At 61.5% G+C, this 25,360-nt stretch carries 26 protein-coding genes; 17 read left to right on the top strand and 9 right to left on the bottom strand.

What is annotated here, in order from left to right:
* Positions 1–62 precede the first annotated feature (62 nt).
* Positions 63–1,187 carry a dimethylsulfone monooxygenase SfnG gene (sfnG, locus tag ACSW29_RS19960; protein WP_007730790.1) on the top strand — a complete coding sequence of 375 codons (1,125 nt, stop codon included), beginning with the start codon at positions 63–65 and terminating at the stop codon, positions 1,185–1,187.
* A gap of 12 nt (positions 1,188–1,199) precedes the next feature.
* Here sfnG and ACSW29_RS19955 read toward each other — a convergent pair whose 3' ends face one another.
* Positions 1,200–2,726, bottom strand: coding sequence for an aldehyde dehydrogenase family protein (locus ACSW29_RS19955; protein WP_448278098.1), 1,527 nt, complete (start codon positions 2,724–2,726; stop codon positions 1,200–1,202).
* A 127-nt stretch (positions 2,727–2,853) separates the two neighbouring features.
* Here ACSW29_RS19955 and ACSW29_RS19950 point away from each other — a divergent pair, with 127 nt between their 5' ends.
* Together ACSW29_RS19950 and ACSW29_RS19945 are read left to right on the top strand one after the other, a co-directional pair.
* Positions 2,854–3,996, top strand: a complete 1,143-nt coding sequence (locus ACSW29_RS19950) for an acyl-CoA dehydrogenase family protein (RefSeq protein WP_448278097.1) — start codon at positions 2,854–2,856, stop codon at positions 3,994–3,996.
* A gap of 9 nt (positions 3,997–4,005) precedes the next feature.
* The gene (locus ACSW29_RS19945) at positions 4,006–4,698 is read left to right on the top strand and encodes a GntR family transcriptional regulator (RefSeq protein WP_317826022.1); all 693 of its coding nucleotides are present in this window, start codon (positions 4,006–4,008) and stop codon (positions 4,696–4,698) included.
* A 9-nt stretch (positions 4,699–4,707) separates the two neighbouring features.
* On the opposite strand, the gene ACSW29_RS19940 is transcribed toward ACSW29_RS19945, so the two are convergent.
* Entirely contained in the window at positions 4,708–5,328 is a 621-nt protein-coding gene (locus tag ACSW29_RS19940) for a TetR/AcrR family transcriptional regulator (RefSeq protein ID WP_230817326.1), read from the bottom strand.
* 95 nt (positions 5,329–5,423) lie between these two features.
* Between ACSW29_RS19940 and ACSW29_RS19935 the strand changes: the two genes are divergently transcribed.
* The 3 genes from ACSW29_RS19935 (at position 5,424) to ACSW29_RS19925 (ending at position 8,873) form a co-directional block, all read left to right on the top strand.
* Entirely contained in the window at positions 5,424–6,317 is an 894-nt protein-coding gene (locus tag ACSW29_RS19935; protein ID WP_448278096.1) for an oxygenase MpaB family protein, read from the top strand.
* Between the two features lie 104 nt (positions 6,318–6,421).
* The gene (locus ACSW29_RS19930) at positions 6,422–7,561 is read left to right on the top strand and encodes a serine hydrolase domain-containing protein (RefSeq protein ID WP_448278095.1); all 1,140 of its coding nucleotides are present in this window, start codon (positions 6,422–6,424) and stop codon (positions 7,559–7,561) included.
* Between the two features lie 217 nt (positions 7,562–7,778).
* Positions 7,779–8,873 (top strand): GGDEF domain-containing protein, encoded by a 1,095-nt coding sequence (locus tag ACSW29_RS19925; RefSeq protein WP_317826019.1) that lies wholly within the window; start codon positions 7,779–7,781, stop codon positions 8,871–8,873.
* Positions 8,874–8,882: 9 nt separating this feature from the next.
* Here the strand turns inward: ACSW29_RS19925 and ACSW29_RS19920 are convergent, their stop codons facing one another.
* Positions 8,883–9,095 carry a DNA-binding protein gene (locus ACSW29_RS19920; RefSeq protein ID WP_230817329.1) on the bottom strand — a complete coding sequence of 71 codons (213 nt, stop codon included), beginning with the start codon at positions 9,093–9,095 and terminating at the stop codon, positions 8,883–8,885.
* A 32-nt stretch (positions 9,096–9,127) separates the two neighbouring features.
* On the bottom strand, positions 9,128–10,558 hold the full coding sequence (locus ACSW29_RS19915) for an MFS transporter (protein ID WP_448278094.1): 1,431 nt from the start codon (positions 10,556–10,558) through the stop codon (positions 9,128–9,130).
* A 63-nt stretch (positions 10,559–10,621) separates the two neighbouring features.
* On the opposite strand from ACSW29_RS19915, the gene soxR reads away from it, so the two are divergent.
* Positions 10,622–11,062, top strand: coding sequence for a redox-sensitive transcriptional activator SoxR (gene soxR, locus ACSW29_RS19910; RefSeq protein ID WP_283305409.1), 441 nt, complete (start codon positions 10,622–10,624; stop codon positions 11,060–11,062).
* Positions 11,063–11,074: 12 nt separating this feature from the next.
* On the opposite strand, the gene ACSW29_RS19905 is transcribed toward soxR, so the two are convergent.
* The 3 genes from ACSW29_RS19905 to ACSW29_RS19895 all read right to left on the bottom strand — a co-directional run bounded on the left by ACSW29_RS19905 (position 11,075) and on the right by ACSW29_RS19895 (position 13,263).
* On the bottom strand, positions 11,075–11,881 hold the full coding sequence (locus ACSW29_RS19905) for an ABC transporter ATP-binding protein (RefSeq protein ID WP_230817332.1): 807 nt from the start codon (positions 11,879–11,881) through the stop codon (positions 11,075–11,077).
* Between the two features lie 15 nt (positions 11,882–11,896).
* Complete coding sequence (locus tag ACSW29_RS19900) at positions 11,897–12,601, bottom strand: FadR/GntR family transcriptional regulator (protein ID WP_124568106.1); 705 nt, start codon at positions 12,599–12,601, stop codon at positions 11,897–11,899.
* 101 nt (positions 12,602–12,702) lie between these two features.
* Positions 12,703–13,263, bottom strand: coding sequence for a QsdR family transcriptional regulator (locus ACSW29_RS19895; protein WP_003943195.1), 561 nt, complete (start codon positions 13,261–13,263; stop codon positions 12,703–12,705).
* A 158-nt stretch (positions 13,264–13,421) separates the two neighbouring features.
* Between ACSW29_RS19895 and ACSW29_RS19890 the strand changes: the two genes are divergently transcribed.
* From ACSW29_RS19890 to ACSW29_RS19865, 6 genes are all read left to right on the top strand, one after another.
* Positions 13,422–14,393, top strand: coding sequence for a phosphotriesterase family protein (locus tag ACSW29_RS19890; protein WP_448278093.1), 972 nt, complete (start codon positions 13,422–13,424; stop codon positions 14,391–14,393).
* Positions 14,394–14,396: 3 nt separating this feature from the next.
* Positions 14,397–16,052: an AMP-binding protein gene (locus ACSW29_RS19885; protein WP_448278092.1), complete on the top strand. Its 1,656-nt coding sequence runs from the start codon at positions 14,397–14,399 to the stop codon at positions 16,050–16,052.
* A gap of 250 nt (positions 16,053–16,302) precedes the next feature.
* A complete protein-coding gene (locus ACSW29_RS19880; protein WP_230817335.1) occupies positions 16,303–17,694 on the top strand; it encodes an MFS transporter in 1,392 nt (463 codons plus the stop codon).
* 68 nt (positions 17,695–17,762) lie between these two features.
* A complete protein-coding gene (locus ACSW29_RS19875; protein ID WP_317826015.1) occupies positions 17,763–18,437 on the top strand; it encodes a TetR/AcrR family transcriptional regulator in 675 nt (224 codons plus the stop codon).
* A gap of 38 nt (positions 18,438–18,475) precedes the next feature.
* Positions 18,476–19,108, top strand: coding sequence for an HAD family hydrolase (locus tag ACSW29_RS19870; RefSeq protein ID WP_347874964.1), 633 nt, complete (start codon positions 18,476–18,478; stop codon positions 19,106–19,108).
* A gap of 56 nt (positions 19,109–19,164) precedes the next feature.
* Positions 19,165–19,452, top strand: coding sequence for a putative quinol monooxygenase (locus ACSW29_RS19865; protein WP_230817338.1), 288 nt, complete (start codon positions 19,165–19,167; stop codon positions 19,450–19,452).
* Positions 19,453–19,524: 72 nt separating this feature from the next.
* Here ACSW29_RS19865 and ACSW29_RS19860 read toward each other — a convergent pair whose 3' ends face one another.
* Complete coding sequence (locus ACSW29_RS19860; protein WP_448278091.1) at positions 19,525–21,027, bottom strand: AMP-binding protein; 1,503 nt, start codon at positions 21,025–21,027, stop codon at positions 19,525–19,527.
* Positions 21,028–21,132: 105 nt separating this feature from the next.
* On the opposite strand from ACSW29_RS19860, the gene ACSW29_RS19855 reads away from it, so the two are divergent.
* Positions 21,133–21,846: a TetR/AcrR family transcriptional regulator gene (locus ACSW29_RS19855; RefSeq protein WP_411742517.1), complete on the top strand. Its 714-nt coding sequence runs from the start codon at positions 21,133–21,135 to the stop codon at positions 21,844–21,846.
* A gap of 50 nt (positions 21,847–21,896) precedes the next feature.
* Here the strand turns inward: ACSW29_RS19855 and ACSW29_RS19850 are convergent, their stop codons facing one another.
* Positions 21,897–22,373, bottom strand: a complete 477-nt coding sequence (locus ACSW29_RS19850) for a MaoC family dehydratase (protein ID WP_003942878.1) — start codon at positions 22,371–22,373, stop codon at positions 21,897–21,899.
* A 157-nt stretch (positions 22,374–22,530) separates the two neighbouring features.
* On the opposite strand from ACSW29_RS19850, the gene ACSW29_RS19845 reads away from it, so the two are divergent.
* From ACSW29_RS19845 to ACSW29_RS19835, 3 genes are read left to right on the top strand one after another with little or no spacing between them, the layout of a single operon-like run.
* The gene (locus tag ACSW29_RS19845; RefSeq protein WP_003942864.1) at positions 22,531–23,352 is read left to right on the top strand and encodes an SDR family oxidoreductase; all 822 of its coding nucleotides are present in this window, start codon (positions 22,531–22,533) and stop codon (positions 23,350–23,352) included.
* Complete coding sequence (locus tag ACSW29_RS19840; protein WP_030536038.1) at positions 23,349–24,152, top strand: enoyl-CoA hydratase-related protein; 804 nt, start codon at positions 23,349–23,351, stop codon at positions 24,150–24,152. Before ACSW29_RS19845 ends, ACSW29_RS19840 begins: the two co-directional genes overlap by 4 nt.
* Positions 24,139–25,359, top strand: a complete 1,221-nt coding sequence (locus ACSW29_RS19835; RefSeq protein WP_019745701.1) for an acyl-CoA dehydrogenase family protein — start codon at positions 24,139–24,141, stop codon at positions 25,357–25,359. Before ACSW29_RS19840 ends, ACSW29_RS19835 begins: the two co-directional genes overlap by 14 nt.
* Position 25,360: the final 1 nt, after the last annotated feature.

Genomic DNA, 25,360 nt, shown 5'->3' with positions numbered 1-25,360 from the left:
ACTTACAACCTGTGTGATCGCTACCCTGGAAACCTCTGGGAACTGCATGTTTGCTGGGTTTCATGTCTACTGAACGTATCGCCGACGAGATCAAGTTCGCCTACTGGGTGCCCAATGTCAGTGGTGGTCTGGTCACCTCCGACATCGAGCAGCGGACCAGCTGGGACTACGAGTACAACAAGAAGCTGGCGCAGACCGCGGAGAACAACGGCTTCGAGTACGCCCTGAGCCAGGTTCGTTACGAGGCGAGCTACGGGGCGGAATTCCAGCACGAATCCACGAGCTTCAGCCTTGCGCTTCTCCTGGCCACCGAGAAGCTCAAGGTCATCGCTGCGGTGCATCCCGGACTCTGGCAGCCGGCAGTGTTGGCGAAGCTGGGCGCTACCGCCGACCACCTGTCGAACGGTCGTTTTGCCGTCAACGTCGTCAGTGGTTGGTTCAAGGACGAGTTCACTCATCTGGGCGAGCCGTGGCTCGAGCACGACGAGCGCTATCGGCGTAGCGCCGAGTTCCTTCAAGTTCTTCGAAAGATCTGGACCGAGGACGACGTCGATTTCCGAGGCGACTTCTACCGCATCCACGACTTCACGTTGAAGCCGAAGCCTCTGAACACTCCGGAGCGTCCCAATCCCGAACTGTTCCAAGGTGGTAACTCGGCGGCAGCCCGTGAGAACGCGGGCCGGTATTCGGATTGGTACTTCAGTAACGGCAAGGACTACGACGGAGTCACCGAACAGTTGGTCGACGTTCGCCGGGTTGCTCGTGAGAACGATCGGGAGGTCAAGTTCGGGCTCAACGGATTCATCATCGCCCGCGACACCGAGGCGGAAGCAAAAGACACACTGCGCGAGATCATCGCCAAGGCCAACCGCCCTGCGGTCGAGGGATTCAAGAATGCAGTCCAACAGGCCGGCGCGTCGACCGCGTCCAAGGACGGGATGTGGGCGGATTCGACGTTCGAGGACTTGGTTCAGTACAACGACGGCTTCCGCTCACAACTGATCGGCACGCCGGAACAGATCGCCCATCGGATCGTCGAATATCGCCGTCGCGGTGTTGATCTGATTCTCGGCGGATTCCTGCACTTCCAGGAGGAGATCGAGTACTTCGGGGCCAAGGTGCTTCCGCTGGTTCGTGAACTCGAAGCAGCCGACAGTGACGAGCAGGTGCTCGTCACCGCCGGCTGATTGCCTGATCTCTCAGGACTTCGCGTGGCGTTTCGCCAGCATCCAACGTGAGATCTTCATGTCCCGAGCTTTTCGCTCGATGGTCAGCAGGTCCAGCGGAGCGCTGAACTTCTGAACGGCCAGTGATTTCACACTGCTGAACTCACGCAGCCCGTCAGCTCCGTGGATACGGCCGAATCCGGAATCGCCGACCCCGCCGAATGGCAGGGCGGCGATTCCGGCGAATCCGAGAACCGAATTGACCGTGACGACACCGCATTCGAGCTTCTCGGCAATCGCTCGGCCCTTCGACGAACTCTTGGTGAACACCGAGGCGCCCAAGCCGTACTTCGACGCGTTGGCACGCTCGATACCCTCATTCATGTCGGCGACCTTGTTCACCACGACGCTCGGGCCGAACGTTTCCTCGGTGATCGCCGTGGAATCCTCCGGAACATCCGTCAGGATGATCGGATCGATGAACGGACCGTTGAAAGAATCAAGTCCGCCGAGTACAGCTTTCGCGCCGCGACTGAGAGCGTCTTCGATCTGGCCCCGGACTATCGCGGTCTGCTTTCCCAGCGTCATCGGCCCATAGGTCGAACTGTCGGTGGCGCCGGCGTGGGCGTCCCGTAGCGCGGCCGTGAGCTTGGACAGGAAGGCGTCGTACACGGGCGCTGCGACGTAGATTCGCTCGACGCCGGCGCAGGTTTGCCCGCCGTTGCCCACCGCCCCGAACGCGGCGAAGCTCACGGCCGCATCGAGATTAGCGTCGGAGTCCACCAGCATGGCATCCTTGCCGCCGCATTCGGCGACCAGGGGAGTGAGGGTGTCCGCGCAGGCGGCCATCACGCGCTTTGCGGTAGCCGTCGAGCCCGTGAATGCAATCTTGTCGACACCGGACGAACACAGAAGTGCACCGGTTTTGCCGTCACCGGTAATGGTCTGCAGGACAGGGTGTCCAGGTGCCGCGATGTTCCACAACCGGGCCAATTCGACGCCGACTCCTGGTGAAAGTTCGCTCGGTTTGAACACAACGGAGTTACCGGCGGCCAGTGCGTAGCCGATCGACCCCATCGGTGTGTACAGCGGATAGTTCCAGGGGCCGATCACGCCGACAACACCCATCGGCCGGTAGCCGACGGATGCAGACTGGTTGGCGCTGATCAGTCCTGCACCGACGCGTCTGCGGCGCAACACTTTCTGGGCGTTGCGTGCCGCCCAGTCGAGATGTTCGACGGCCAGCATGACTTCGAGAAGGGCGTCGTCGCTGGGTTTTCCGGTCTCGGCGGAAATGATCGCCGCCATCGATTCGGCGTGAGTGGCGATCGCGGCACGGAAATTGCCGAGCACCTTCCGGCGGCCTTGGAATCCGAGTTGATCCCACCACTTCGACGCCGTGCGTGCTGCGGCGACCGCTTTCTCGATCTCTTGCTGATCTGCAATGGGGTGCTGCGCGACCACGGAATCGTTGCGAGGGTCGAGGCTCGCGAAGGTGTGATCGTCCGATTTCGGATCTGTCGACGTGGACGTGCTCTGGCGGCCGAGCTGTTCTGTCATGTTCTTCAGATCCTCCACATGTCGGTGCATCACATATATGTGATGTGATTTACTGTGCTGGTAGTCACAGTATGCGTCGGACCGAGCTCCGACAAGCCTCCAGCCTCATCTCACTCGGGAGTTTTCGATGTACATGGATTTCACGCAGGAGCAGTCTGATTTCGCCAAGTCGGTAGCGGCGTTCTGCAAGAAGGAAAGTGGGACCCGCGAGCAGCGAGATCTGCTGACCGATCACGGCGCCCACAATCACAACCAGGCGTTCTACGAGAAGATGGCGGAATTGGGATGGCTCGGGCTGACCGTCCCGGAGGAGTACGGGGGATCGGCCGGAAGCACGGTCGACCTATGCATCTTTCTGGAGGAAGCCGCCAAGGGCATGGCACCGATCGGTGGACTCGGCCCGACCGTCATCACCGGGGCCGCATACGAGAAGTTCGGCAGCCCAGCCCAGAAGGAGGCAGTGCTCGGCGGGATCGTCCGTGGCGCGTCTCAGTCGATCTCGATGTCCGAACCCGAAGCAGGCTCCGACGTGGGAAATCTGAGTTGCCGCGCCGAGAAGGTCGACGGTGGGTGGCTGATCAACGGCCAGAAGACGTGGTGTTCCAACGCGCACTTCGCCGAGAACATCCTTCTGGTGGCTCGCACATCCCGAGGTGAAGGCAAGCACGAGGGCTTGACCATGTTCCATGTCCCGGCCGACATCTCCGGATTGAAGATCAGTGGGATCGACACCATGGGCGGCAAGGAGGTCAACGATCTCTACTTCACCGATACATTCCTGCCCGAGGACGCGGTGGTCGGGGGAGTCGGCAACGGCTGGCGTCAACTCATGGCCGGACTCAACATCGAACGCCTCATCCTCGCGGCAATGATGCTCGGGACCGCACAGCGCGCTTTCGACGACACCCTCGAATTCGTCACCACGCGTAAGCAGTTCGGCCGTCCGGTCGGATCGTTTCAAGCACTTCGCCACAGGATCGCGGATCTCGCCACGGAGATCGAATGCGGCCGTCTGTTGGTCTACAGCGTGGCCAGGATGGTCGACGCCAACCCGACGAAGATGTTCCCGCGGGAAGCGTCGATGGCCAAGCTCAAGCTGACCGAGACTGCCAAGAAGGTCGCGCTCGAGGGGATGCAGATGATGGGTGGGTACGGTTACGCGACTGAGTTCGACATGGAGCATCATGTGCGAAAGACTCTTGTGTCCTCCATTTATGGTGGTACCAACGAGATTCAGCGAGACATCATCGGCAAAACGTACGGACTGTGAGGATCGGTTGTGGCAACGTCTGCACGCACTCGGAGAGCGACATCTGAGCTGAGGAGACGGCCACAGTTGTCGGAGGACGTGGCCAATCACGTTCGCAACCTGATCATGTCCGGCTCGGTCCGTCCGGGCGAGTTCGTCAGGCTGGACGAAACCGCAGCCGACCTCGGGGTCAGCGTCACGCCGGTGCGAGAAGCCCTCGTCGCATTACGCGGCGAGGGGATGGTCGAGTTGGTTCCGCATCGCGGCTATCTCGTCTCGCCCCTCAGTCGCCAGGACATCGAAGACATCTTCTGGTTGCAGGGGCAGATCGCGGTCAAGCTGGCTTTGCGGGCGATGGACAGAATCACCGCTGATCAACTGGTGGAACTCTCGGAACTCAATGCCGATTTGCGAGCGGCGGTCGACGCCTCGGATGCAGCTGCGATCGAGCAGTGCGAATTCGAGTTCCACCGCCTGATCAACCGAGCCGCAGGCGGAGCGAAACTGGCGTGGTTCCTGTTCGGCGCGATTCGGTACACCCCTGCTCGTCTCTACGCGACAGATCCCGGCTGGGGTGAGCTTGCGGTATCGAGTCACGACAGCCTGATCGAAGCGTTCGAAAAAGGTGATCGTGAGCAGGTCGACGCGCAGATGGGTCTGCAGTTCTCCGACGGCGCTGCCCGACTGCTGGCGCACCTCGACAACATCGGTATCTGGGACTGAATCAGGAGCTCAAGACGGCGGTAGGGCGGGTGCGAGCAGGATCGCCGCACACTCGGCGACCAGCTCTTCTTCCGTCACGTCGATGTACCCGTCGAGCCATGCACTGAGGGTCTGTGCCAGGCCGCCGACCAGGAATGTTGCCGTCAGGGTCAGATGACCGCTGTCGTTCAATCGGTAGAAGGTCTTGGCGTTGGCAGCCAGGAGACCGATGAATATCGTCGTCGACGCTTGGCGTTTCTCGGCCAGGACAGGGCTCGTCAGGGCGCTGGAGAACAGTAGACGTCCGCGACGGGGATCGTTCGCGATAGTGCGGACGATGTTCGCGATTCCGGCGAGCGCCTTGCCGCGTTCGGTCTCGGCGGCGTCCACCGCGGCCTGGGTTGAAACGGCGATGTCCGTGATGACGGTGTCGTAGACGGCCGACATCAATGCATCACGATCGGTGAAGCTCTCGTAGAAGTACCTCGCCGCTACACCGGCCTGCTTGCACACTCCGCGGACCGTCAGTTCGGGTTCGGCCGACCCCATGAGTTCCAGACCGGCCTCGATCAGCATCTCCCGTCGTTGGGCTACGCGGAGCGCGCCGTCGACGCCACCGTACGAACGCGGTTGGTCATTCATGAAGACCATCTTTGCATCCCGAGATTGCTTGACATCTCGGCATTTCAGCGTTTCACTCATCTGAGAACGTGCGTTCGCAGATATGACTTCGAAGGGGTTCTGCCATGACGGTGAGTAGGGATTCGACGGGCGGGCTCGGGGAAACCGAGGCAGTCGGCGGTATCGAAGCGGTCGGCACCAAAGCGATCGACATCGATGCGGAAGTCGAAAAGGCGATGTCCGGTCTCGGACTGTTGGCCGCCGGTGCGAACGTCATCATGCAGTTGGCGCGTCCGGCGGTGGGGTACGGCGTGTATGAGAGCAAGGTCGAGACAGGCCGGTTGGACCGACACCCGGTGAAGCGAACCCGGACGACGCTGACGTATCTCGCGGTCGCGAGCCTGGCGACGGAGGAAGAAAAGAAGCTGTACCGACGCGCAGTCAACGGCTCGCACAAGCACGTTCGCTCCGATGAGAACAGTGCGGTCGAGTACAACGCGTTCGATCCGGAACTGCAGTTGTGGGTGGCCGCCTGCCTGTACCGAGGCTTCGAGGATGTGTACAAAATTCTGTACGGCGATCTCGATCCGATGACCCGGGACGCGTTCTATCAGCGCAGCGCCACGTTCGGCACGACCCTTCAGATGCGACGCGACATGTGGCCGGCGGACCGGGATGCGTTCGAGGTCTACTGGAACGAGAACCTCGGCAAGGTTGCCATCGACGAGACGATTCGTGAGCATCTGTACGGAATCGCGTCGGCGACATTCACGCCGAAGTTGTTGCATCCTGTGGTCGGCCCGTTCAATCGATTTCTCACCACCGGGTTCCTTCCCCAGGCCTTTCGCGACGAAATGCGGCTTCCGTGGTCAGTGCGTCGGCAGCGCAACTTCGACCGATCCATGCGTGTCGCCGCGCTGGTCAATCGGTTCAGTCCGAAGATTCTGCGGATGTTCCCCTACAACTTCTATCTCTGGGATCTGCGTCGGCGGATCGCCAAGGGAATCCCGTTGGTCTGAGCCGACTCTGGGACTTGAAGTGATTGACACCACAGGCAAACCGGACACATACTCAACATAGTTGAAGTTGACGTCAAGTTTCATCATTCCTGTGGAGGCTGTCAGTGGCGAACATCGAAGGCGTATGTGACCAGCGATTCTCTGGCTTGAAGGAGGCGCTGGCACGCAATCTCGATTCCGGCGAGGACGTCGGGGCAGCGATCGCACTGACGATCGACGGCGAATCCGTCGTCGACATGTGGGGCGGTTGGGTCGACGTCGAGCACACCGCTCCTTGGGTCCGCGACACCGTCACCAACGTCTGGTCCTGCAGCAAGACCGTGACCGCACTGGCCGCGCTGATGCTCGTCGACCGCGGCTTGCTGGATCTCGACGCCTCTGTCGCGCAGTACTGGCCCGAGTTCGCCGCAGCAGGCAAGGATCGTATTCAGGTCCGGCAACTGCTGTCTCACACGTCGGGTGTGTCGGGGTGGGATCAACCCTTCACCTTGGAGAACATCTGCGACGACGAGTACGCCACGGCCCGGTTGGCGACCCAAGCTCCCTGGTGGGAACCGGGTACGGCATCCGGATATCACGCCCTCAATTACGGTCACTTGATCGGTGAGGTCGTCAGGCGCATCGACGGACGGACCCTCGGCCACTTCATCGACGAGGAAATAGCCGGTCCACTCGATGCTGATTTCCGCCTGGGCTTGCCGAAGTCCGAGTACGGGCGAGTCTCGAATGTCATTGCGCCACCGCCGTTGCCGATCGACATCGAGGCACTCGGGATGGACAACATCATGGTGAAGACCTTCACCGCACCGCCGGCTGACGCGACTGATTCATGGACCGACGGGTGGCGCGACGCCGAGATCGGCGCGGCCAACGGTCATTCGAATGCGAGGGCGCTCGCACGCATCCAGTCGGTGATCGCATGCGGTGGCAAGGTCGGTGACGTCCGTCTGTTGTCGGAGGAGACGATTGACAAGATCTTCGAGGAGCAGTCGTACGGAGTCGACCTCGTCCTCGGTGTGCCGGTCCGGTTCGGCGTCGGATTCGGCTTGCCGACGCCCGAGTCCGTCCCGTTCATTCCGGAGGGGCGGATCTGTTTCTGGGGTGGTTGGGGTGGCTCGCAGATCATCATCGACACCGACAAGCGCATGACGTTCTCGTACGTGATGAACAAGATGGGTCCGGGTCTGCTCGGTTCGGAGCGATCGGCGCAGTACGTAGCGGCGGCCTTTGGCGCCCTGAGTTGATCGGCGTGACAGTGAGCGCGATGCCATGGCCAAATCCTTGCTGAGCAATAGCCGAACCTCGCCGGTTCGCGCCTTGTGGCCAAGTCGGCATAATGTTGGTTTGCCCGTCGTGGCTGACTATGCTGCCGGTTATGCCAGTATGCTCCGGGGGGAAATCAGCTTGTCTGCTAAGTCGAAGTAGGCCCGAAAGTTGTAGCCCCGCATCGGCTGACGGGCGATGAACCGTCTCGTCGAAGTCGTCCTGCGCTGGTGGCGGTTGCCGGACCAGTTTTACAGTTTCAGTCGCTACCTCGAGGACCGTGGGCTCTTGGCTTCTCGCCGGGTGCTGGTCGGCGGAACTGCGTTCTGGATGGGGTTGGTGTTGCTGTCGGCGCGATTCAGTGACGCGGGTCCGGAAAGTACGTTCTCGCGAGCGGTCAATCTGACGGTCATCGTGCTGTGCCTCGCCGCGGCACTCATCTGGTGGTTGTTTCCGCCGACGCGGTTGTGGTCGTACATTTTTGTAGTGGGTTCCGACATTGCGATTGCGGCGGCGGCGGCAACCGATTCGGAGCCGCTGGGCAGATTGATCGCGTGTGTCGTGTTTGCGTCGATCGGCGGATACATTGCCTTCTTTCATGATCCGAAACTGCAAGCAGGACACATGATCTTCGCTTCGGTCATTACAGTGTTTTCGGGGTGGACTCTGTTGTTCGGGCCAACGGCCGACGTCGGGCTGGGGCTGGCGAAGATATCGGTTGTGTTGGCCACGATCATCGTGATTCCCGTTGTGTCGCAAATCGTTCTAGCGGTTCTGGGTTCGGACGCCACCACTTCCGATATCGACCCGTTGACCGGTCTGCTCAACCGTCGCGGATTGGCCCGTCGGGTGAACGACTTGATGGGCGCTCCGGCCACCGAAGCGGACGCACTACTCGTAGTGGTGATCGACCTCGACCGATTCAAGACGATCAACGACGTTCACGGCCATGACGTCGGAGACAGCACGATCATGCGAACTGCACTGCGCATCCGTTTGTGGGCCACCCAGTCCGCCTTGACAGCTCGTATGGGCGGTGACGAGTTCGTCGTGGTCGAGCGGGTGCCGGTCAGCGTGATAGCCAGGTTGGAAGAACAGATCCGCTCGGCGATGGACGGCGCGACCGATGATCCGCCAACGAGTGCCAGTGTCGGAATGGCGGTCCGCGCCGCGCCACGGAATTCGGACGAGTCGGTCGGCGAAGCCTTTGCCGAACTCTTCCGTGTTGCAGATTCGGCGATGTACGAAGCGAAGCGGCAAGGTGGCAACCAGGTTCGCGTGAGCCTGGTCTGATGCGAGAGCTCAGTCGGCGAAGCTCAGACCACGTTCGGCGAGTGCTTCGCGCAGAATCCTCAGGGCTTTCGGACCCATCCCGTGCAAGGTGCCGAGTTCTTTCTCGGACACGGACGTCAGTTGTGCGAGGCGGGTGTAACCCGCGCCGATCAGCGCCCGCTGGGCGGGAGCGCTCGTTTTCGGGAAGTCGGTTTCCACTGTGTCCGGATCCGGTTCTGTCACTGGCCAACTCCTCGGTGTGGGTTTTCCACAGTTTAGCGAGCGTCGTGAACGATTTCGGGTCTGTCGACTTTGTCGAGCGTTCGCGGAAGCGCGCGACCGGCCACGGCAATGCCGATGATCGAGATAGCGGCGAAGGTGAAGAGAAGCAATTGTGCAGAACGAAGCGTCGACGGTTCGCCGATGTTCACCAGCACTCCGGCCAGAGCTGCGCCGAAGGCATTGGCGATCAACTGCACGGTGTTGATGGCAGCCGAGGCCCGCGCACCTTCCCCGGGATCTGCAACAGAGGTCATCGCACCGACTGCAAGATGAGGCCAGGCGATGCCGATTCCGACGCCGGCGACCAGCAGTCCGATCACCCACGCGACCATCGCGCCGGCGCCGGCGTGCTCGGTGAGAAATGCTGCCATGATGCCCAACCCGATCGCGACGAGGATCGGACCGCTGACAACGATTCGTCGCACGATACGAGGGGTGGTGGCCGAGGCGCTCGGGATTTCGCCGAGAGTCCATCCCAGAGCGAGTGCGGCGCCGAGGAATCCGGCGGCGAGCGGTGCCAGTCCGGCAAGTCGTTGGCCGAAGAGTGGAATGAACGTCTCGACGGTCGACGCGACGGCGAGGACGACGATGGTCAGGTACACCCATTTGAGAGACGACGCGTTGAACGTCGACGATGGCAGTACGCCGTGGCCCGAGCGGCGGTCTGCGGCGACAAAAGCGATCAGTAGCAGCACAGCGGCGAGGACCATCCCGGCGGTCGCTGCGAGGTTTGACAGAATTCCGGCGACGCTGACCAACAGTGCTGCGGCGGTGAGCAGTGCCAGTGAGAGGACCGGCACTGGGCTACTGGTGGTGCGGCCCGGTTCATGCGCTGGCAGGGCACCGGGAACGAGAGCGGCAACTGCAAGCGTCCCGATGACCAGAACGCCGAAAGCCCATCGCCAGGCGCCGAATTGAGCAAAGACGCCGCCGATCGCGGGCCCGGCGAAAGTGCCGACTCCCCACATCGCCGAGACCAGCGCGGCGCCGCGCGTCCACAGATGTCTGGGGAGCGCGGCGTTGATGACGGCGTAGCCGAGACCGGCCAGCAGGCCACCTCCCGAGCCCTGGATCGTGCGGCCGACCAACAGCAATTCCATGGTCGGGCTGACCGCACACACGACGGTGCCGAGCGCGAAGATCGCGAGGCCGATCAGATAGGCCCCGCGCGGTCCCCTGGCTGCGAGGACGTTGGTGACCAGCATCGAGGAGATGACGGAAGCGATGAGAAAGACCGTTGCGGTCCAGGCATAGTACTGCTGACCACCGATGTCGTCGATGGCAGTCGGAAGCAGGCTGGTCGTCAGGTAGACGTTGGTTGCATACAGCGCGACGCCGCCTGCGAGGACGGTAGCGGTGCCGAGGTATCGACCGCTCAGGAGCTGCCGCCAGGTTCCGGAGGGAGCATCGGTGGGGGAGTGCATGTTGTCGAAGGTAGAATCTCAAGTGCGCTTCAGGTCAATGTTGCGCAGCCATTGGGAGGCCAAATGATCCGCAAGAGTGACGAACTTCTCTCGATCGGTGAGGTATCGGCGCGAACCGGCGTCGCCGTGTCGGCGGTGCGCTACTACGAAACACTCGGTCTGGTTCCTGCGGAGCGGACGGCGGGAAACATGAGGAAGTTCCCGCGTCACTCGATCCGGCGGGTGTCGTTGATCCAACTGGCAGTCAGATTCGGGATACCGCTTGCTGAAGTTGCCGAAGTTTTCGGGTCGTTGCCACAGGGGCGAACTCCGACGAAGAAGGACTGGCGCAAGATCTCGACGGAGTGGAATCAACGCCTCGAGGATCGCAAGCAGGCTATCAATCGGATGCAGGACGAGTTGACGGGCTGTATCGGCTGCGGGTGTCTCTCACTCAAGACCTGCAACCTCTTGAACCCGGGAGACGAGCTGGGCCGGGAGGGTCCCGGCGCCAGACGTCTCTGAAACTCCTGTCGGTCAGACTCTTTCGCGTGGCCGAGACTGTGCATTCCACCGGCCACCGCGACGCTCGATCTCGATGGGATGCGAGAAGCACTCGCTGATGTTCTGGGTGGTGATCACATTCTCGGCGAGGCCGCCGGCGGTCACGACGCCGTCCTTGATCAGGAGGGCGTGCGTCGTGGTGCTCGGAATCTCTTCGATGTGATGCGTCACGAGGATGCTGGCAAGTGACGGGTTCTGATTGCGGAGGTCGTCCAATGCCGTCAAGAGTTGTTCGCGTGCAGCCAGATCCAGCCCGGTCGCCGGTTCGTCGAGCAGGAGCAGGCGCGGTTCGACCATGAGTGCGCGGGCGATCAGGGCTCGTCCCCGTTCACCTTGGGACAAGTTGGGCCACAGTGCGTCCGAACGCGGACTCATTCCGAGTAGATCGATCAGTGCGTCGGCATGAGCCTCTTGCTCCGGCGTCGGTGACCACCGCGGCATTACCTCGGTGGTGTTGGTGAGGCCGGTGATCACGACGTTGCGGACGGTGATCGGAATTCCGATCGTATGACGAGGGTTCACGTGCCCGATGTCCATTCGCAGTTCCCGCATGTCGACGCGGCCCAACTTGTGGCCGAGGACGTAAACGGAACCGCGAGTCGGGTGGGCGGTTGCTCCGAGCAGGCTCAGAAGCGTGCTCTTGCCCGCGCCGTTCGCGCCGAGGAGGACCCAGTGTTGTCCGGGTTCGATCGAAATGTTGATGTCTTTCAACAAGTATCGGCCGTCGCGGACGAGATCCACGTGTTCGGTCGACAGAACTGTGCCGGTGGGGTGCTGCACGAGAACTAACCTCTCTTAGGCGTCGAGCACACGTAGGCGTCGTAGGACGGTGTCGATGTTTGCTCGAGTTGCCGCTACCGCGGCTTCTGGATCGGCGTCTTGAAGGGCCTCGACCAACTGATCATGGGCATGTGAGGTGTCGGGGACGCCGGCCTCGTGGGCCATCATCTCGACGAGGGATTCACGAAGGAGTGGACGCACCGACGTGAAAAGCGAGAGCAGAACTGCGTTTCCGGACAGCCGAACGACTTCGGTGTGGAAGTCGAGGTCGACGTCGACGAACTTCTCGACATCACCCTCGAAATGACTGTGTCGCATGGTTAGTCGCCTCCGCAGGCCGTCGAGGTCCTCGGGTTGTACCCGCTCCGCGGCCAGCCTGGCGGCCTCGATCTCGAGTGCGCGACGCACTTCGAAGACCTCGAGGATCCGCGAGCGTCGAAGAAGTTTGGTGAATTCGTCGACGTGCTCGAGTTCGGACGCGGCAGCCACGAAGGTTCCGACGCCGTGTCGGACTTCGAGTAGTCCGTCGCGAGCGAGGAGGCGGATGGCCTCGCGAATCGAGGAACGCCCGACGCCGAGTTCGACGGCGAGCGCCGCCTCGCTCGGTATGCGCTCGGACGGCGCCCACGTTCCTTGCATGATTCGCCCGCGCAGCAACTGTTCGAGTTGCGGTACCAGTGGACCACTGCGAAGTGTGAATCCTGTGTGGTCGTCGGACACGGCTTGCCTCTCGTGGGGGTACCGACAGGGTAGCAACTCGTCAGACGTCTGAGGACTCGGCTTGACGGCGTGTCGCAGCAGCGCTCACGCGGTCGATGCCGTCAGTTACGGGTGACGCCGAGAAGCAGTGCGATCAGGTCGAGGGCCGTCTCGATCTCCGCTTTTTCCCGCCCGAGTAGAGGCGCGTAGAGGTGTACGTCGCAGATGCGAACGAGAGCTTCGCCCAGCACTTGTGGCGAAAGCGTGATCGTCAGCTGGCCGGCGTCGACCTGGGATTGCAGGATTTCGGCGGTGATGGAGGCGGAGATCGATTCGATGGAACCGGGCATCATCGCGAGTTTGATGAACACCATCGGTTCACGTTTGGTCAGCGCTCGCAGTTCGGTCGACGATTCCACCGATCGCATGACGCGGCCGAATACGTCGAGGATGTACTCCGGACCTTGACCCGACGCCTGTGACATCGCCTTCCGGTATGTCCGTTCTGTGGCCTCGGCCAGCACTGTTCCGAGCAGTTCGTCGCGGTTGCCGACCCAGCGGTAGAGCGTCGCGCGGCCTACTCCGAGACGTTCGGCGAGCAGTGACATGTCGAGTGGTTCCTCCGCGAGGTACATGCTCGCGGCGGTGTCGATCGCGCGTCGGCGTTCGAGGTCGGTAGGCATCGGGACATTCTCTCCGGTTGTCCGGTACTGCACAATTTCGGCGGTCGAACAGAGGTGGGCTTCGGGTGGATCGAGCCTATTGACGAACCAAGCAACGTGAGACACACTAGCTCATTGTCTCATGTTAGTGATGGCGATCACAGTCAGGGGTTTCATCGATGAGTTCAGTACAAACCGTTCGTGGGCCGGTGGACACAGCCGATCTGGGGAAGGTGTTGATGCACGAGCATGTCTTCGTTCTGGGTGAGGAGATGCGTCAGAACTATCCCGACTACCCGGAGCCTTGGGACGAGGAGGCTCGAGTAGCCGATGCAGTGACCAAGCTGTCCGAACTGAAGTCGCGAGGGATCAGCACGATCGTCGATCCCACGGTCATCGGACTCGGTCGCTACATCCCGCGTATTGCGCGGATCAACGAGCAGGTCGACCTCAACATCATCGTGGCGACCGGTGTCTACACCTACAACGACATTCCGTTCCAATTCCATTACACCGGTCCAGGTTTGCTGTTCGACGTGCGCGAGCCGATGGTTGATCTATTTGTGAAAGACATCAAGGACGGCATTGCCGGCACAGGCATCCGCGCGTCGTTCCTCAAGTGCGCCATCGAAGAACCTGGTCTGACTCCCGGCGTGGAGCGTGTGATGCGAGCGGTCGGTCAGGCGCAGGTCGAAACCGGGGTACCGATCACGGTTCACACGAACCCGCACACGGAATCGGGCCTCGTTGCGCAGAAGGTTCTGACCGAGGAGGGTGCGGATCTGAGCAAGGTCGTCATCGGGCACTCGGGTGATTCCACCGACCTGGACTACCTGTGTGCACTTGCCGATGCGGGCTCGCTACTCGGGATGGATCGTTTCGGTCTCGATGTTCTGCTCCCGTTCGAGGAGCGGGTGAACACCGTCGTGGAACTGGCCCGCCGAGGCTATGCCGAGAAAATGGTTCTGGCACATGATGCCTCGTGCTTCATCGACTGGTTCTCGAGTGAGGCCAAGGCGGCCGCAGTACCGAACTGGAACTTCACCCACATCAGCGATCAGGTCATTCCCGCGCTGCTCGAACGTGGCGTCACCGAGGATCAGATCAACACCATGCTGGTGGACAACCCACGTCGGTACTTCGAGAGCTGAGTTATGACCAACGCGTACGAGAGCCTGCCGTGGCTCGCCAATTACGACGCCGACACTCCGCCGAACCTAGACATCGAGCATGCCAGCGCCCTCGCGATGTTCCGTGCGTCGCTGGAGCGCGATCGCACCGCCCCGATCATCCGGTACTTCGACAGGACCATCAGCTTTGCCGAGCTCGACGAGATGTCGGACGCGCTCGCCGTAGCCCTCGCCGAGGATGGAATCGGGTTCGCAGACAGAGTTTCCTTTGTCCTGCAGAATATTCCGCAGTTTGTGATCGCGACGGTCGCGGTCTGGAAGCTCGGCGCCGTCGTCGTTCCGGTCAATCCGATGTATCGGGACCGTGAGCTGTCCACCGTACTCGCCGACAGCGGCGCGGTAGCAGTCATCTGTCTCGAGTCCTCGGCCGAGACCGTGGCTACTGCGTCCGAGGGCACCGCAGTGAGACGGGTGGTCACCACGTCGGAACTGGATTTTCAGTCGCGCGACGATGAACGGATCTTCGGTTCGGCGTCCAGGATTCGTCATGATGGATTTCCGGATCTACTGGAATTGATCGAGGCTCGTCGAGGGCAGAATCCCGAGAAGGTCGATCTGTCCCCGGAAGACCTTGCCTACCTTCCCTATACGTCGGGGACAACCGGCCCGCCGAAGGGGTCGATGAACACGCACGCAAATGTCGTGTTCGCAGCGCAGATCTATCGGGACTGGTTGGGGTTGCGCCCCGGCGGCGCGATGTTCGCGGTGGCGCCACTGTTCCATATCACCGGGTTGATCGGGCACGTCGCGGCTCCACTCCTGGCAGGCGCGCCCACGATTCTGACCTGCCGATTCCATCCCATCGTTGCAGCGGAGTCGATTTCGGAGCATCGGGCTACCGCGATCATCGGAGCGATCACCGTATTCATCGCGTGGACGGACAGCGCCGCAGTCTCGAAGGAATCGTTGAGCAGTCTCGAATCGGTGTATTCGGGTGGCGCGCCGATCCCGCATGCGGCGTTGGAAGCGTTCCGGGCGAAGTTCGGTCACTACATTCACAACGGCTACGGGCTGACCGAGACGAACAGTCCGGCAATCGTGGTACCGAACTCTCGTGAAGCGCCGGTGGATCCGTCGTCGGGGGCAGTCGCCGTCGGTGTACCGGTATCGAATACGTACGCGGAGGTAGTGGACGAGAACGACAAGCCGGTATCGATCGGCGAGTACGGCGAGATCGTGGTCTCTGGTCCACAGGTCGCACTCGGTTACTGGAACAAGCCGGAGGAAACCGCACATGCCATGCCGGGCGGGCGTTTTCACACCGGAGACATCGGATTCATGGACGGCGACGGTTGGTTCTACATCGTCGACCGGATGAAGGATCAGATCAATGCCTCAGGCTTCAAAGTGTGGCCGCGCGAAGTGGAAGATGTTCTCTACGAACACCCTGCCGTGCGGGAAGCTGCCGTCGTCGGCGTCATGGATCCATATCGCGGCGAAACTGTGAAGGCCTTCGTGTCGTTCAAGGAAGGATCCGAAGCGACCACCGAGGATCTGGTCGAGTTCTGCAAGGAAAGACTTGCAGCATACAAGTATCCGCGCATTGTCGAGATCATGAACGACCTGCCCAAGACCGTGAGCGGAAAGATTTTGCGTCGCGAACTGCGGGTACCGAACTAGATCCACCTGACAAACGAATTGCCGGCCGCCGACAGGGTGAGCCGGCTGTTCGTCGTGGAACCGTCCGGATGCCGATAGGGAATTAAGTCCCTTATGCGGCAATGCATTTCAGTGATTGACATCACTCTTTTCGTGTCGCAGACTGATCGCAACGCCGCAGAGTTGAAGTTGGTGTCAGTTTCTACTTCTGGCCCGGTTTCACTTCTCAACTTCCGGCGCGACGAGTGTCCGACCCATCGAGGAGTAACCCATGACGAGATCGGCAGTGGATTCGAGCACGCAGGCAGGGGGCCTGTCCGATCAGGAACGGAAGAAGAAGAAGGCGCACCGCAAACTTCTAGGCGCGGGACTGCTCGGCAGTTCCATCGAGTGGTACGACTTCTTCTTGTACGGAACGGCTGCAGCACTGGTCTTTCCGCATGTGTTCTTCCCTGATTCCTCGGCACTGATGGGCACCCTGCTCTCGTTCAGTACGTTCTGGGCCGGGTTCGTAGCTCGTCCCATCGGCGGATTGGTCGCGGGGCATTACGGTGACAAGTACGGACGCAAGCCCGCGGTGGTCACCTGCCTGCTGTTGATGGCTGTCGCAACCTTCCTGATCGGCGCGATTCCGAGTGCTTCTGCGATCGGCGTCGTCGCTCCGATCCTTCTTGTGACGCTGCGATTCATTCAGGGTCTTGCCTGCGGTGGTCAGTGGGGTGGAATCGTCCTTCTTCTCACCGAATCCGCGAGTCCCAAGAAGCGTGGTTTCTCAGGCACTTTCGGTCAGATGGGTGTCTCCTTCGGTGTTGTCCTGGGCAACCTGGTCTTCCTCGTCGCGACCGCGACTATTTCCAACGACGCGTTCCTGAGCTGGGGTTGGCGGGTTCCGTTCTTCGCCAGTGCGCTGCTCTTCCCCGTTGTTCTGTACATCCAGACGAAGGTCGAGGACACGCCGGAATTTCTCGAGCTGCAGGAAGACGCCAAGAAGAATCAAAAGGACGTCGTCGTTCAGGCTCCGTTGGCCCAGGCGCTCAAGGATCACTGGCGCAAGATCCTGCTCGGCTGCGGACTGCTCGCTGCCACCAATGCGCTGTTCTACATCAGCATCGCCGGCGTGCTCAGCTACGGCACAACCGAACTGGGGTTGAAGCGGAACTCGCTGCTCATCATCTCGCTCCTGAGTGCGTTGCTGACCGTCGGAGTGGTGCTGTGGTCCGGAAAGATGTCGGACAAGATCGGTCGTCGTCCGATGATCCTGATCGGCGCTGCGGCGATCGTGGTGTGGGCGTTCCCGTACTTCTGGTTGATCAACACCAAGTCCCTGCCGCTGTTCTTCATTGCAGTCACGGTCGGTAGCGTGTTCCAGTCGATGACCTACGGGCCGATCGCGGCATACATGGGTGAGCTGTTCGCACCCAATGTGCGTTACTCGGCAGCATCGTTGGCCTACCAGTTGGCCGCGATCACGGTCAGTGGTGGAACCCCGTTCATCATGACCGCGCTTATCGCGAAGACCGGAACCACGACGTGGGTTGCCGTGTTCGTAGCACTCATGGGCTTGGTGACCTTCTTCAGTGCCTGGGTACTGAAAGAGACCAACCCGAAGGAAGTTCGGGACGATCCGAACGCCATTCCCGGCGCGCATCTCTACGCCAAGTAACACCGTCGGTTTCGAACAGACGCCCGCTACCGGTCACCGGTGGCGGGCGTCTGACGTATAACTGGAGCATGGCTGCAGCACGCACAGGCTCCGAAGATGCTTCGTCGACAGTGTCACGGGAACTTCCTTCCACTCAGCGTGGTTTGCGTACGCGTCGAACGTTGATCGATGCGGCTCGCACCGTCTTCGAACGGACCGGTTATCTGGACTCGCGTCTGATCGACATCACGGTGGAGGCGCAGTGCTCGGCCGGCACCTTCTACACTTACTTCGCGAGCAAGGAAGAGATCTTCGCGGCAGTGATGGAGCTGGCGCGCGAAGACATGATGCATCCGGGCATGCCGCACACTCCGAAAGGCGCCGATCCCGCTGAGGTCATCGCGGCGAGTAACCGCGCATACCTCGAGGCGTACCGACGGAACGCGAAGCTGATGGGACTGCTCGAGCAGGTCGCAAGCATCGATCCGGAGTTCCGGGTTCTCCGCCTCGAGCGCGCTGACGCGTTTGTTCGACGCAACGCGCGCAGTATCGAGAAGCTGCAGAAAGCCGGCCTGGCGGACGCGAATCTGGATCCGCTACTGACGTCTCGGGCACTCTCCGGGATGATCAGTCGACTTGCGTTCGGGTACTTCGTATCCCGCGGCGGCGAGGACGGCGCCGCCGGAGTGACCTTCGATGGTCTGCTCGATACAGTCAACCGGTTGTGGATCAACACTTTACAATTCTCGTTACACCTCAATTGATATTGACGCCGGGTTCATGTTTGGTGTCTGATGGAGGAATGACCCCCACGCGTACGGCAGTGCTCGTCGATTTCGGTGGAGTTCTCACCTCCAGTGTTCTGCAGGCCTTCGCGGACTTCGGGGCCACGCTCGGCGGTGACCCGCGCCTTCCGCTGACCCTGCTCTCCCGCGACGACGTCTCGAAGAAGCTGCTCTCCGACCACGAATCCGGAAAGATCGACCAGGAAGCCTTCGAGGCAGGATTCGGGGAACGTCTACGTGCGCACGGCGCCGTCGTCGACAGCGCGGGGCTGGTCGACCGGATGCAGGCCGGGCTGATTCGAGACGAGGAGATGGTGCGCCTGCTCGCAGACGTGCGGGCGGCGGGACACCCTGTTGCGCTCGTGTCCAACGCTTTCGGGCGTGATTGTTATGCGGGCTTTGTCCTCGAAGACCTGGCCGACGAGGTGGTGATCTCGTCGGAAGTCGGGATTCGTAAGCCCTCTCGTCAGATCTACACCATCGCGTGCGAGCGCCTGGGTGTCGCGCCCGAAGATGCCGTGATGATCGACGATCTGCGACAGAACCTCGACGGTGCGGCGCGGTTGGGGATCGCCGGCATTCTTCACACTGACGCGGAAAGCACTCGCAGACAATTGGAATCGACGTTCGGACTACTGTCCACGCGGTGAAACTGTAGGTTGCTCGATAGTACTCGAATACTGCCGGAACACTTTTGGAGGAATGAATGATTGCTGTCATCGCGGATATCACCGTCAAGGACGGAAGCGGCGAGCAGTTCGAAGCCGTAGTCGCCGAACTCGCCGAGAAGGTGCGCACGGAAGAGCCCGGAACGGTTCTGTATCAACTGATCCGCTCGAAGACGGATACGAATTCCTACAAGTTCATGGAGCTGTATCAGGACGGCGCTGCCATCAAGGCGCACGGAACGTCCGAGCATTTCCAGGCTGCCGGAAAGGCGATGGCGCCCTTCCTGGCCGGTGCCCCACAGATCGAGTACTTCGACGCTCTCTGAGCGCATGGACCGGGCTCTCTGAGCGTATGAACAGGTGAGCCCCGGCGAAATCTCGCTGGGGCTCACCTGTTTTCAGTTCTGCTTCTGCGCGACGAGTTCGGACCGGTCGATCGATCGCTTGAGGATCTTTCCCGTCGACCCCTTGGGGAGTGCGTCGATGAACTGGACGACCCGGGGAATCTTGTAGGCGGACAAGCGTTCCCGAGCCCACGACGTGACGGCATCTGCTTCGAGTTCGGCGCCTGGGCGCACGGCCACCACTGCAGCAACCTCCTCGCCGTAGTAGTCGTCAGGGATGCCGATCACCGCAGCTTCGATGATGTCGGGATGCTGGTAGAGCACCTCTTCGACTTCACCCGGATAGACGTTGTATCCACCACGGATGATGAGGTCCTTGACGCGGTCGACGATACGAAGATCCCCCTCGGTATCGGTCTCACCGAGGTCTCCGGTGCGGAACCATCCGTCGTCGGACAGAACGGCGGCAGTGTCGTCCGGGCGCTTCCAGTATCCTTTCATGACCGTCGGCCCCTTGATGAACACCTCGCCCACTGTGCTTGCCTCGCAGACATTTCCGTCGTGATCACGCACCTCGACCTCGGTGCGCGGTACGGCGCGGCCGGTGTAACCGATCTTTGCAACGCGGTCGATACTGTTGAAAGTTCCGAACGCGCTCGTCTCGGTCAGGCCGTAGCCCTCGAGGATCGTGCAGTTGAAACGTGCTTCGAAGGCGCGTGCCACCTCGCCGGGCAGTGACGCACCGCCGGAGATCGCGATCCGCAGTTGTTCGAAGTCGGAGCGGTCCACGTCGGCGGCGGCGTGCAGCATGGCATTCCACATGGTGGGCACGCCGGCCATGATGGTGAGTTTGTGCCGGCGCACCAGATCGAGCATGGCGGCGGGGTCGAACCGGGCGAGCAGGGACAGTGATCCGCCGCCGGTGAAGGTTGCCATCATGACCGAGCCCTGGCCGAAGATGTGGAAGAGCGGCAGTCCGGTTCCGGTGCGGTCCGAAGGGTTTCCGCGGCTGCTCTCGGCGCCGATCTCACCGGCAGACAACAGATTCCCGACTGTCAGCTGAGCACCCTTCGGGCGTCCGGTGGTGCCGGAGGTGTAGAGAATCGCCGTGGTGTCTGCTGCGTCGCGGTCGACCACCGTTGCCGGTGGATGGTCGGCCTTCGCCGATTCTTCGGTGAGCGCCCACACCGGGACGCCGCGCGCACTCCCTGCATCCTGGACTGCGGGGCCGAGCTGATGCCAGGCGATGGCCAGGGAAATCTCCGCGTCGTCAAGAACGTACTCGACTTCGGGTTGCGCCGACATCGTGTTGATCGGTACCACGACACAACCTGCGGCCTGAATTCCCATGTACGCCACGATGAATTCCGGCACCGACGGCGCTGCGAGCAGAACGCGGTCGCCGAGGCTCAACCCTTCGTCACGAATGCGGCCGGCGAACGCCAGAGATGCGTCGTGAAGCTGCCGGTAGGTCCAATGATTGCCCGTGCCGCGAATTGCAATATTGTCCGGAGTGGCTTCCGCGTGACGGGTCACCGGGTCGAGAACGCTAACCATGGTTCTGCCTTTCGGGAGGAATCGACCGATTGTGTGTCCTGGGTCTCACCAGAGCGTACACTTGAATCCGGCGTCAACATCGAGTCTGCTGGGATTGTCCCGAAAATGATGTTGACTCGGAAGGATGAGGAGCGCACCGTGCTCGACGACGAAACGCGAATTGCCGCCTTGCCGGTGGCTCCGCCCGCGCTGCTCCGGGATCGACCGACCACCGAGCGGGGGACCCGCACGCGTGCGGCATTAGTTGCCGCTGCCCGTAAGGTTTTCGAGCGTAGTGGCTATCTCGATGCCCGTCTGATCGACATCGCCAAAGAAGCCGGCTGCGCTACGGGATCGTTCTATACGTACTTCGCGAACAAGGAAGAGGTGTTCGCCGCCGTCCTCGAGGTCGCGCGAGACGACATGATGCATCCGGGCATGGGACGCGTTGCGGGCGCGGACGATCCGTACGCCGTGCTGGAGGCGAGCAATCGAGCGTATCTGGCCGCGTACCAACGCAATGCGAAGTTGATGGGGCTCATGGAGCAGGTTGCTCACATCGACCCGGAGTTCCGGAAGTTCCGCAGCGAGCGGGCCAATGCGTTCATACGCCGTAATGCCCGCGGGATTGCAGATCTGCAGTCCCGCGGCATCGCGGACACGACGCTGGATCCGATGACGGCGTCGATTGCTCTGTCCGGCATGGTGAGTCGACTCGCCTACAGTCTGTTCACCCTCCGTGAGGGTGAGGTGGACGGGCGTTCGCCGGAGTTCGATCAGATTGTCGCCACGGTGACCGATCTGTGGGCGAACGCTCTCAAATTTCCTGACCGTCTCTGACGAGGGGCCGCCCCGGGCCGGGAGGCTCGGAGCGGCCGGGGCACGCAGGTTCAGCTTTTCTCGACGACGCGAGCGACGGATTCGGCGACGACCACGGGCTTGTCGGAACCTTCCCGCTCGACCACCTGGCTCATCTTCACCTGGATTCCGCCGGGCAACTGCTCCGCGGACACGACGGTTGCGCGCATGCGGACCCGGGATCCCACGGGAACGGGAGCGGGGAAGCGCACCTTGTCGTAGCCGTAATTGAGGCTGTGGGCGAAGCCGTCGAAGTGGATGAGTTGGTAGGAGAACTGGGGGCCCAGCGAGAGGCTGAAGAGTCCGTGCGCGATGGTGCTGCCGAGCGGGCTCGATGCTGCTCGTTCCGGGTCGACGTGAATCCACTGATGATCGTTTGTGGCTTCGGCGAACGCGTTGATGCGCTCCTGGGTGATGTCGTACCACTCCGTCGGGCCAAGTTCCTGGCCGATGAGCTTCTCGAGCTCGGCGAAGGTGGACGGGCGGACGGGCAATTGGTTTTCAGTCATCGTTATCCCTTTACTCGCAGTTCAGGAGGACGGAACGGGCCGTTCGGGTGACCGTCGCGATTCGACGGTTGAAACTGACGCCGGATTCAACTATACATGAGGGGAGACGTGGATCACTGTCAGCGCGTAGGTATGACGCAAGCGAGAGGAATCGCTCATGAAGGTTGCCCAGAAGGTAGCAATTGTCACCGGTGGCGGCGGGGGAATCGGCGGTGCACTGGCCGAGCGACTGGCTGCCGAGGGTGCTCGCGTCGTAGTGGCTGACCTGGACGGGGCAGCAGCTTCGGCAGTAGCAGAGGCGATCAACGCGGAGCGTCCCGGAGCGGCCGTGTCTGCCGGTGGCGACGTCTCCGACGAGACGGTCATTGCGGGCCTGATCGCGCAGGCGGAAAAGGAATTCGGCCCGGTCGACCTCTACTTCGCCAATGCCGGCGTTACCGGTGGCATGGGCCTCGACATCAGTGAAGACGTCTGGGACACGACGATCGACGTCAACGTTCGCGCCCACATTCGCGCTGCCAGGCTCCTCGTCCCCGGCTGGACGGAGCGCGGGGAGGGCTACTTCATCAGCACGGCCTCTGCGGCCGGCTTGCTCAGTCAGGTCGGGTCCGCCGCGTACTCGGTGACCAAACATGCCGCGGTCGCGTTTGCCGAGTGGCTCTCGATCACCTACGGAGATCAGGGTGTTCGCGTCAGTTGCCTGTGCCCGATGGGCGTCAACACCAAGCTTCTCTACGAAGGTGAGAACTCCGGCGATCCGGTCGGCAAGGCCGCAACCGGAGCCGTGCTTGCGGCAGGCAATGTTCTCGAGCCTGCCGAATGCGCCGAAATCGTTCTTGCGGCAGTGGATGCCGAAGAATTTCTCATCCTTCCGCACAAGAACGTGCTGGACATGTACCGGCAGAAGGGCGCCGACTACGACCGTTGGCTGCGCGGGATGCGCCGGTACCAGGCGTCGCTCCTCGCGGGAACACGATGACCGAGGAACTCGTCCTCTCCGAGCAGAGAGGAGCGGTGCTGGTTCTGACATTCAATCGGCCCCGCGTTCTCAACGCGTGGACCAACGAGCTCGAAGATCAGTACTACGACTTTCTGGCCGTGGCAGACGAAGATCCCAGTGTCCGAGCAATTGTTGTCACCGGCTCCGGCCGAGGATTCTGCTCGGGGGCTGACCTCGGCAATTTGAAGAACGTCGGCGAAGTCTCCGAAAGTGATCTTGTCCGGCCGCGAGACCGTCATTTCCCGACAACCATCCGCAAGCCGCTGATCGCCGCCGTCAACGGCGTCGCTGCCGGGCTCGGAATGGTCGAGGCTCTGTACTGCGACGTTCGTTTCGGTTCGAGCGCAACACGATTCACTACCGCGTTCGCGCGTCGAGGCCTGATTGCGGAGTACGGCATCTCCTGGATGTTGCCCCGCTTGGTCGGGCACAGTCGAGCAGTCGATCTTCTGCTTTCCAGCCGGATGGTGGACGCCGACGAGGCGTACCGCATCGGTCTGGTCGACCACCTGGTCACCGGCGGTGACGTTCTGGATGCGGCGATTGCTTACGCCGAGGACATCGCGGCGAACTGCTCGCCGACGTCCCTCTCCGTCATCAAATCTCAGATGAGTGCCGACGCGCACTCGACCTTCACCGATTCCGCCAGGCGTGCGGAATCGCTGATGCTGAACGCATTTCACGGCCCGGATGTCGTCGAGGGTGTCAACAGCCATCTCGAACATCGAGCCCCCAATTTTCCTTCCCTCTCTGTCAGGAGTTCACATGTCAGTGTTTGAGTTCTCGGATCGCACCAAGAAGTACCAGGCCGAACTGCTCGATTTCATGGACAAGCACGTTTACCCGGCCGAAGCGGTCTACGAAGAGCAGATGCGTGAGTCCGGTAACCCGCACTTTCAGCCGCCGATCATCGACGACTTGAAGAAGGAAGCCAAGGCCCGCGGGCTGTGGAACCTCTTCCATCCCCATCCCGAATGGGGCCCCGGCCTGACCAACCTGGAATACGCACCGCTCGCGGAGATCATGGGCCGCAGCCACCTGGCCTCCGAGGCCACCAACTGCGCCGCTCCGGACACGGGAAACATGGAGGTGCTCACGCTCTTCGGCACCGACGAGCACAAGGAGAAGTACCTCAAGCCGCTTCTCGAAGGCGAAATTCGTTCCGCTTTTGCGATGACCGAGCCCGAGGTTGCCAGCTCCGACGCCACCAACATCCAGCTCCGTATGGACCGTGACGGCGACGAGTACGTGCTGAACGGCCGTAAGTGGTTCGCTTCCAACGCCTTGCACCAGAACTGCAAGGTTCTGATCGTCATGGGTAAGACCGACTTCAATGCCGCCACCCACCGTCAGCAGTCGATGATGGTCGTGCCGATCGATGCTCCCGGCGTCACGATCCTGCGCAACCTGCCGGTTTTCGGCTACCAGGACCGCGAAGGGCACGGCGAGATCACTTTCGAGGACGTGCGCGTCCCGGCCAAGGACATTCTCGCCGGTGAGGGTGAAGGATTCGCGATCAGCCAGGCCCGCCTCGGCCCCGGCCGCATCCACCACTGCATGCGTGCAATCGGAATGGCCGAGCGCGCACTGGAACTGATGTGCAAGCGCGCATCCACCCGCATCACCTTCGGGAAGCCCGTCAGTGACAACGCGAATATCCAGGACTGGATCGCCGAGGCTCGTATCGACATCGAGATGGTTCGACTCCTCACGCTCAAGGCCGCACACATGATGGACACGGTGGGCAACAAGGAAGCGCGCACCGAGATCGCAGCCATCAAGGTTGCGGCACCGAACATCGCGCTCAAGATCATCGACCGCGCCATCCAGGTTCACGGCGGTGGCGGCGTCACCGACGACTTCCCGCTCGCGATGGCTTACGCCCACATGCGCACCCTTCGCCTGGCCGACGGCCCGGACGAGGTGCACAAGCGCGCCATCGCCAAGCAGGAACTGCGCAAGTACCGCGAAGTCAAGGCGAACTGAC

It is taken from the genome of Rhodococcus sp. GB-02 (assembly GCF_053470465.1).
This window is presented reverse-complemented; position numbering and strand designations above follow the sequence as displayed.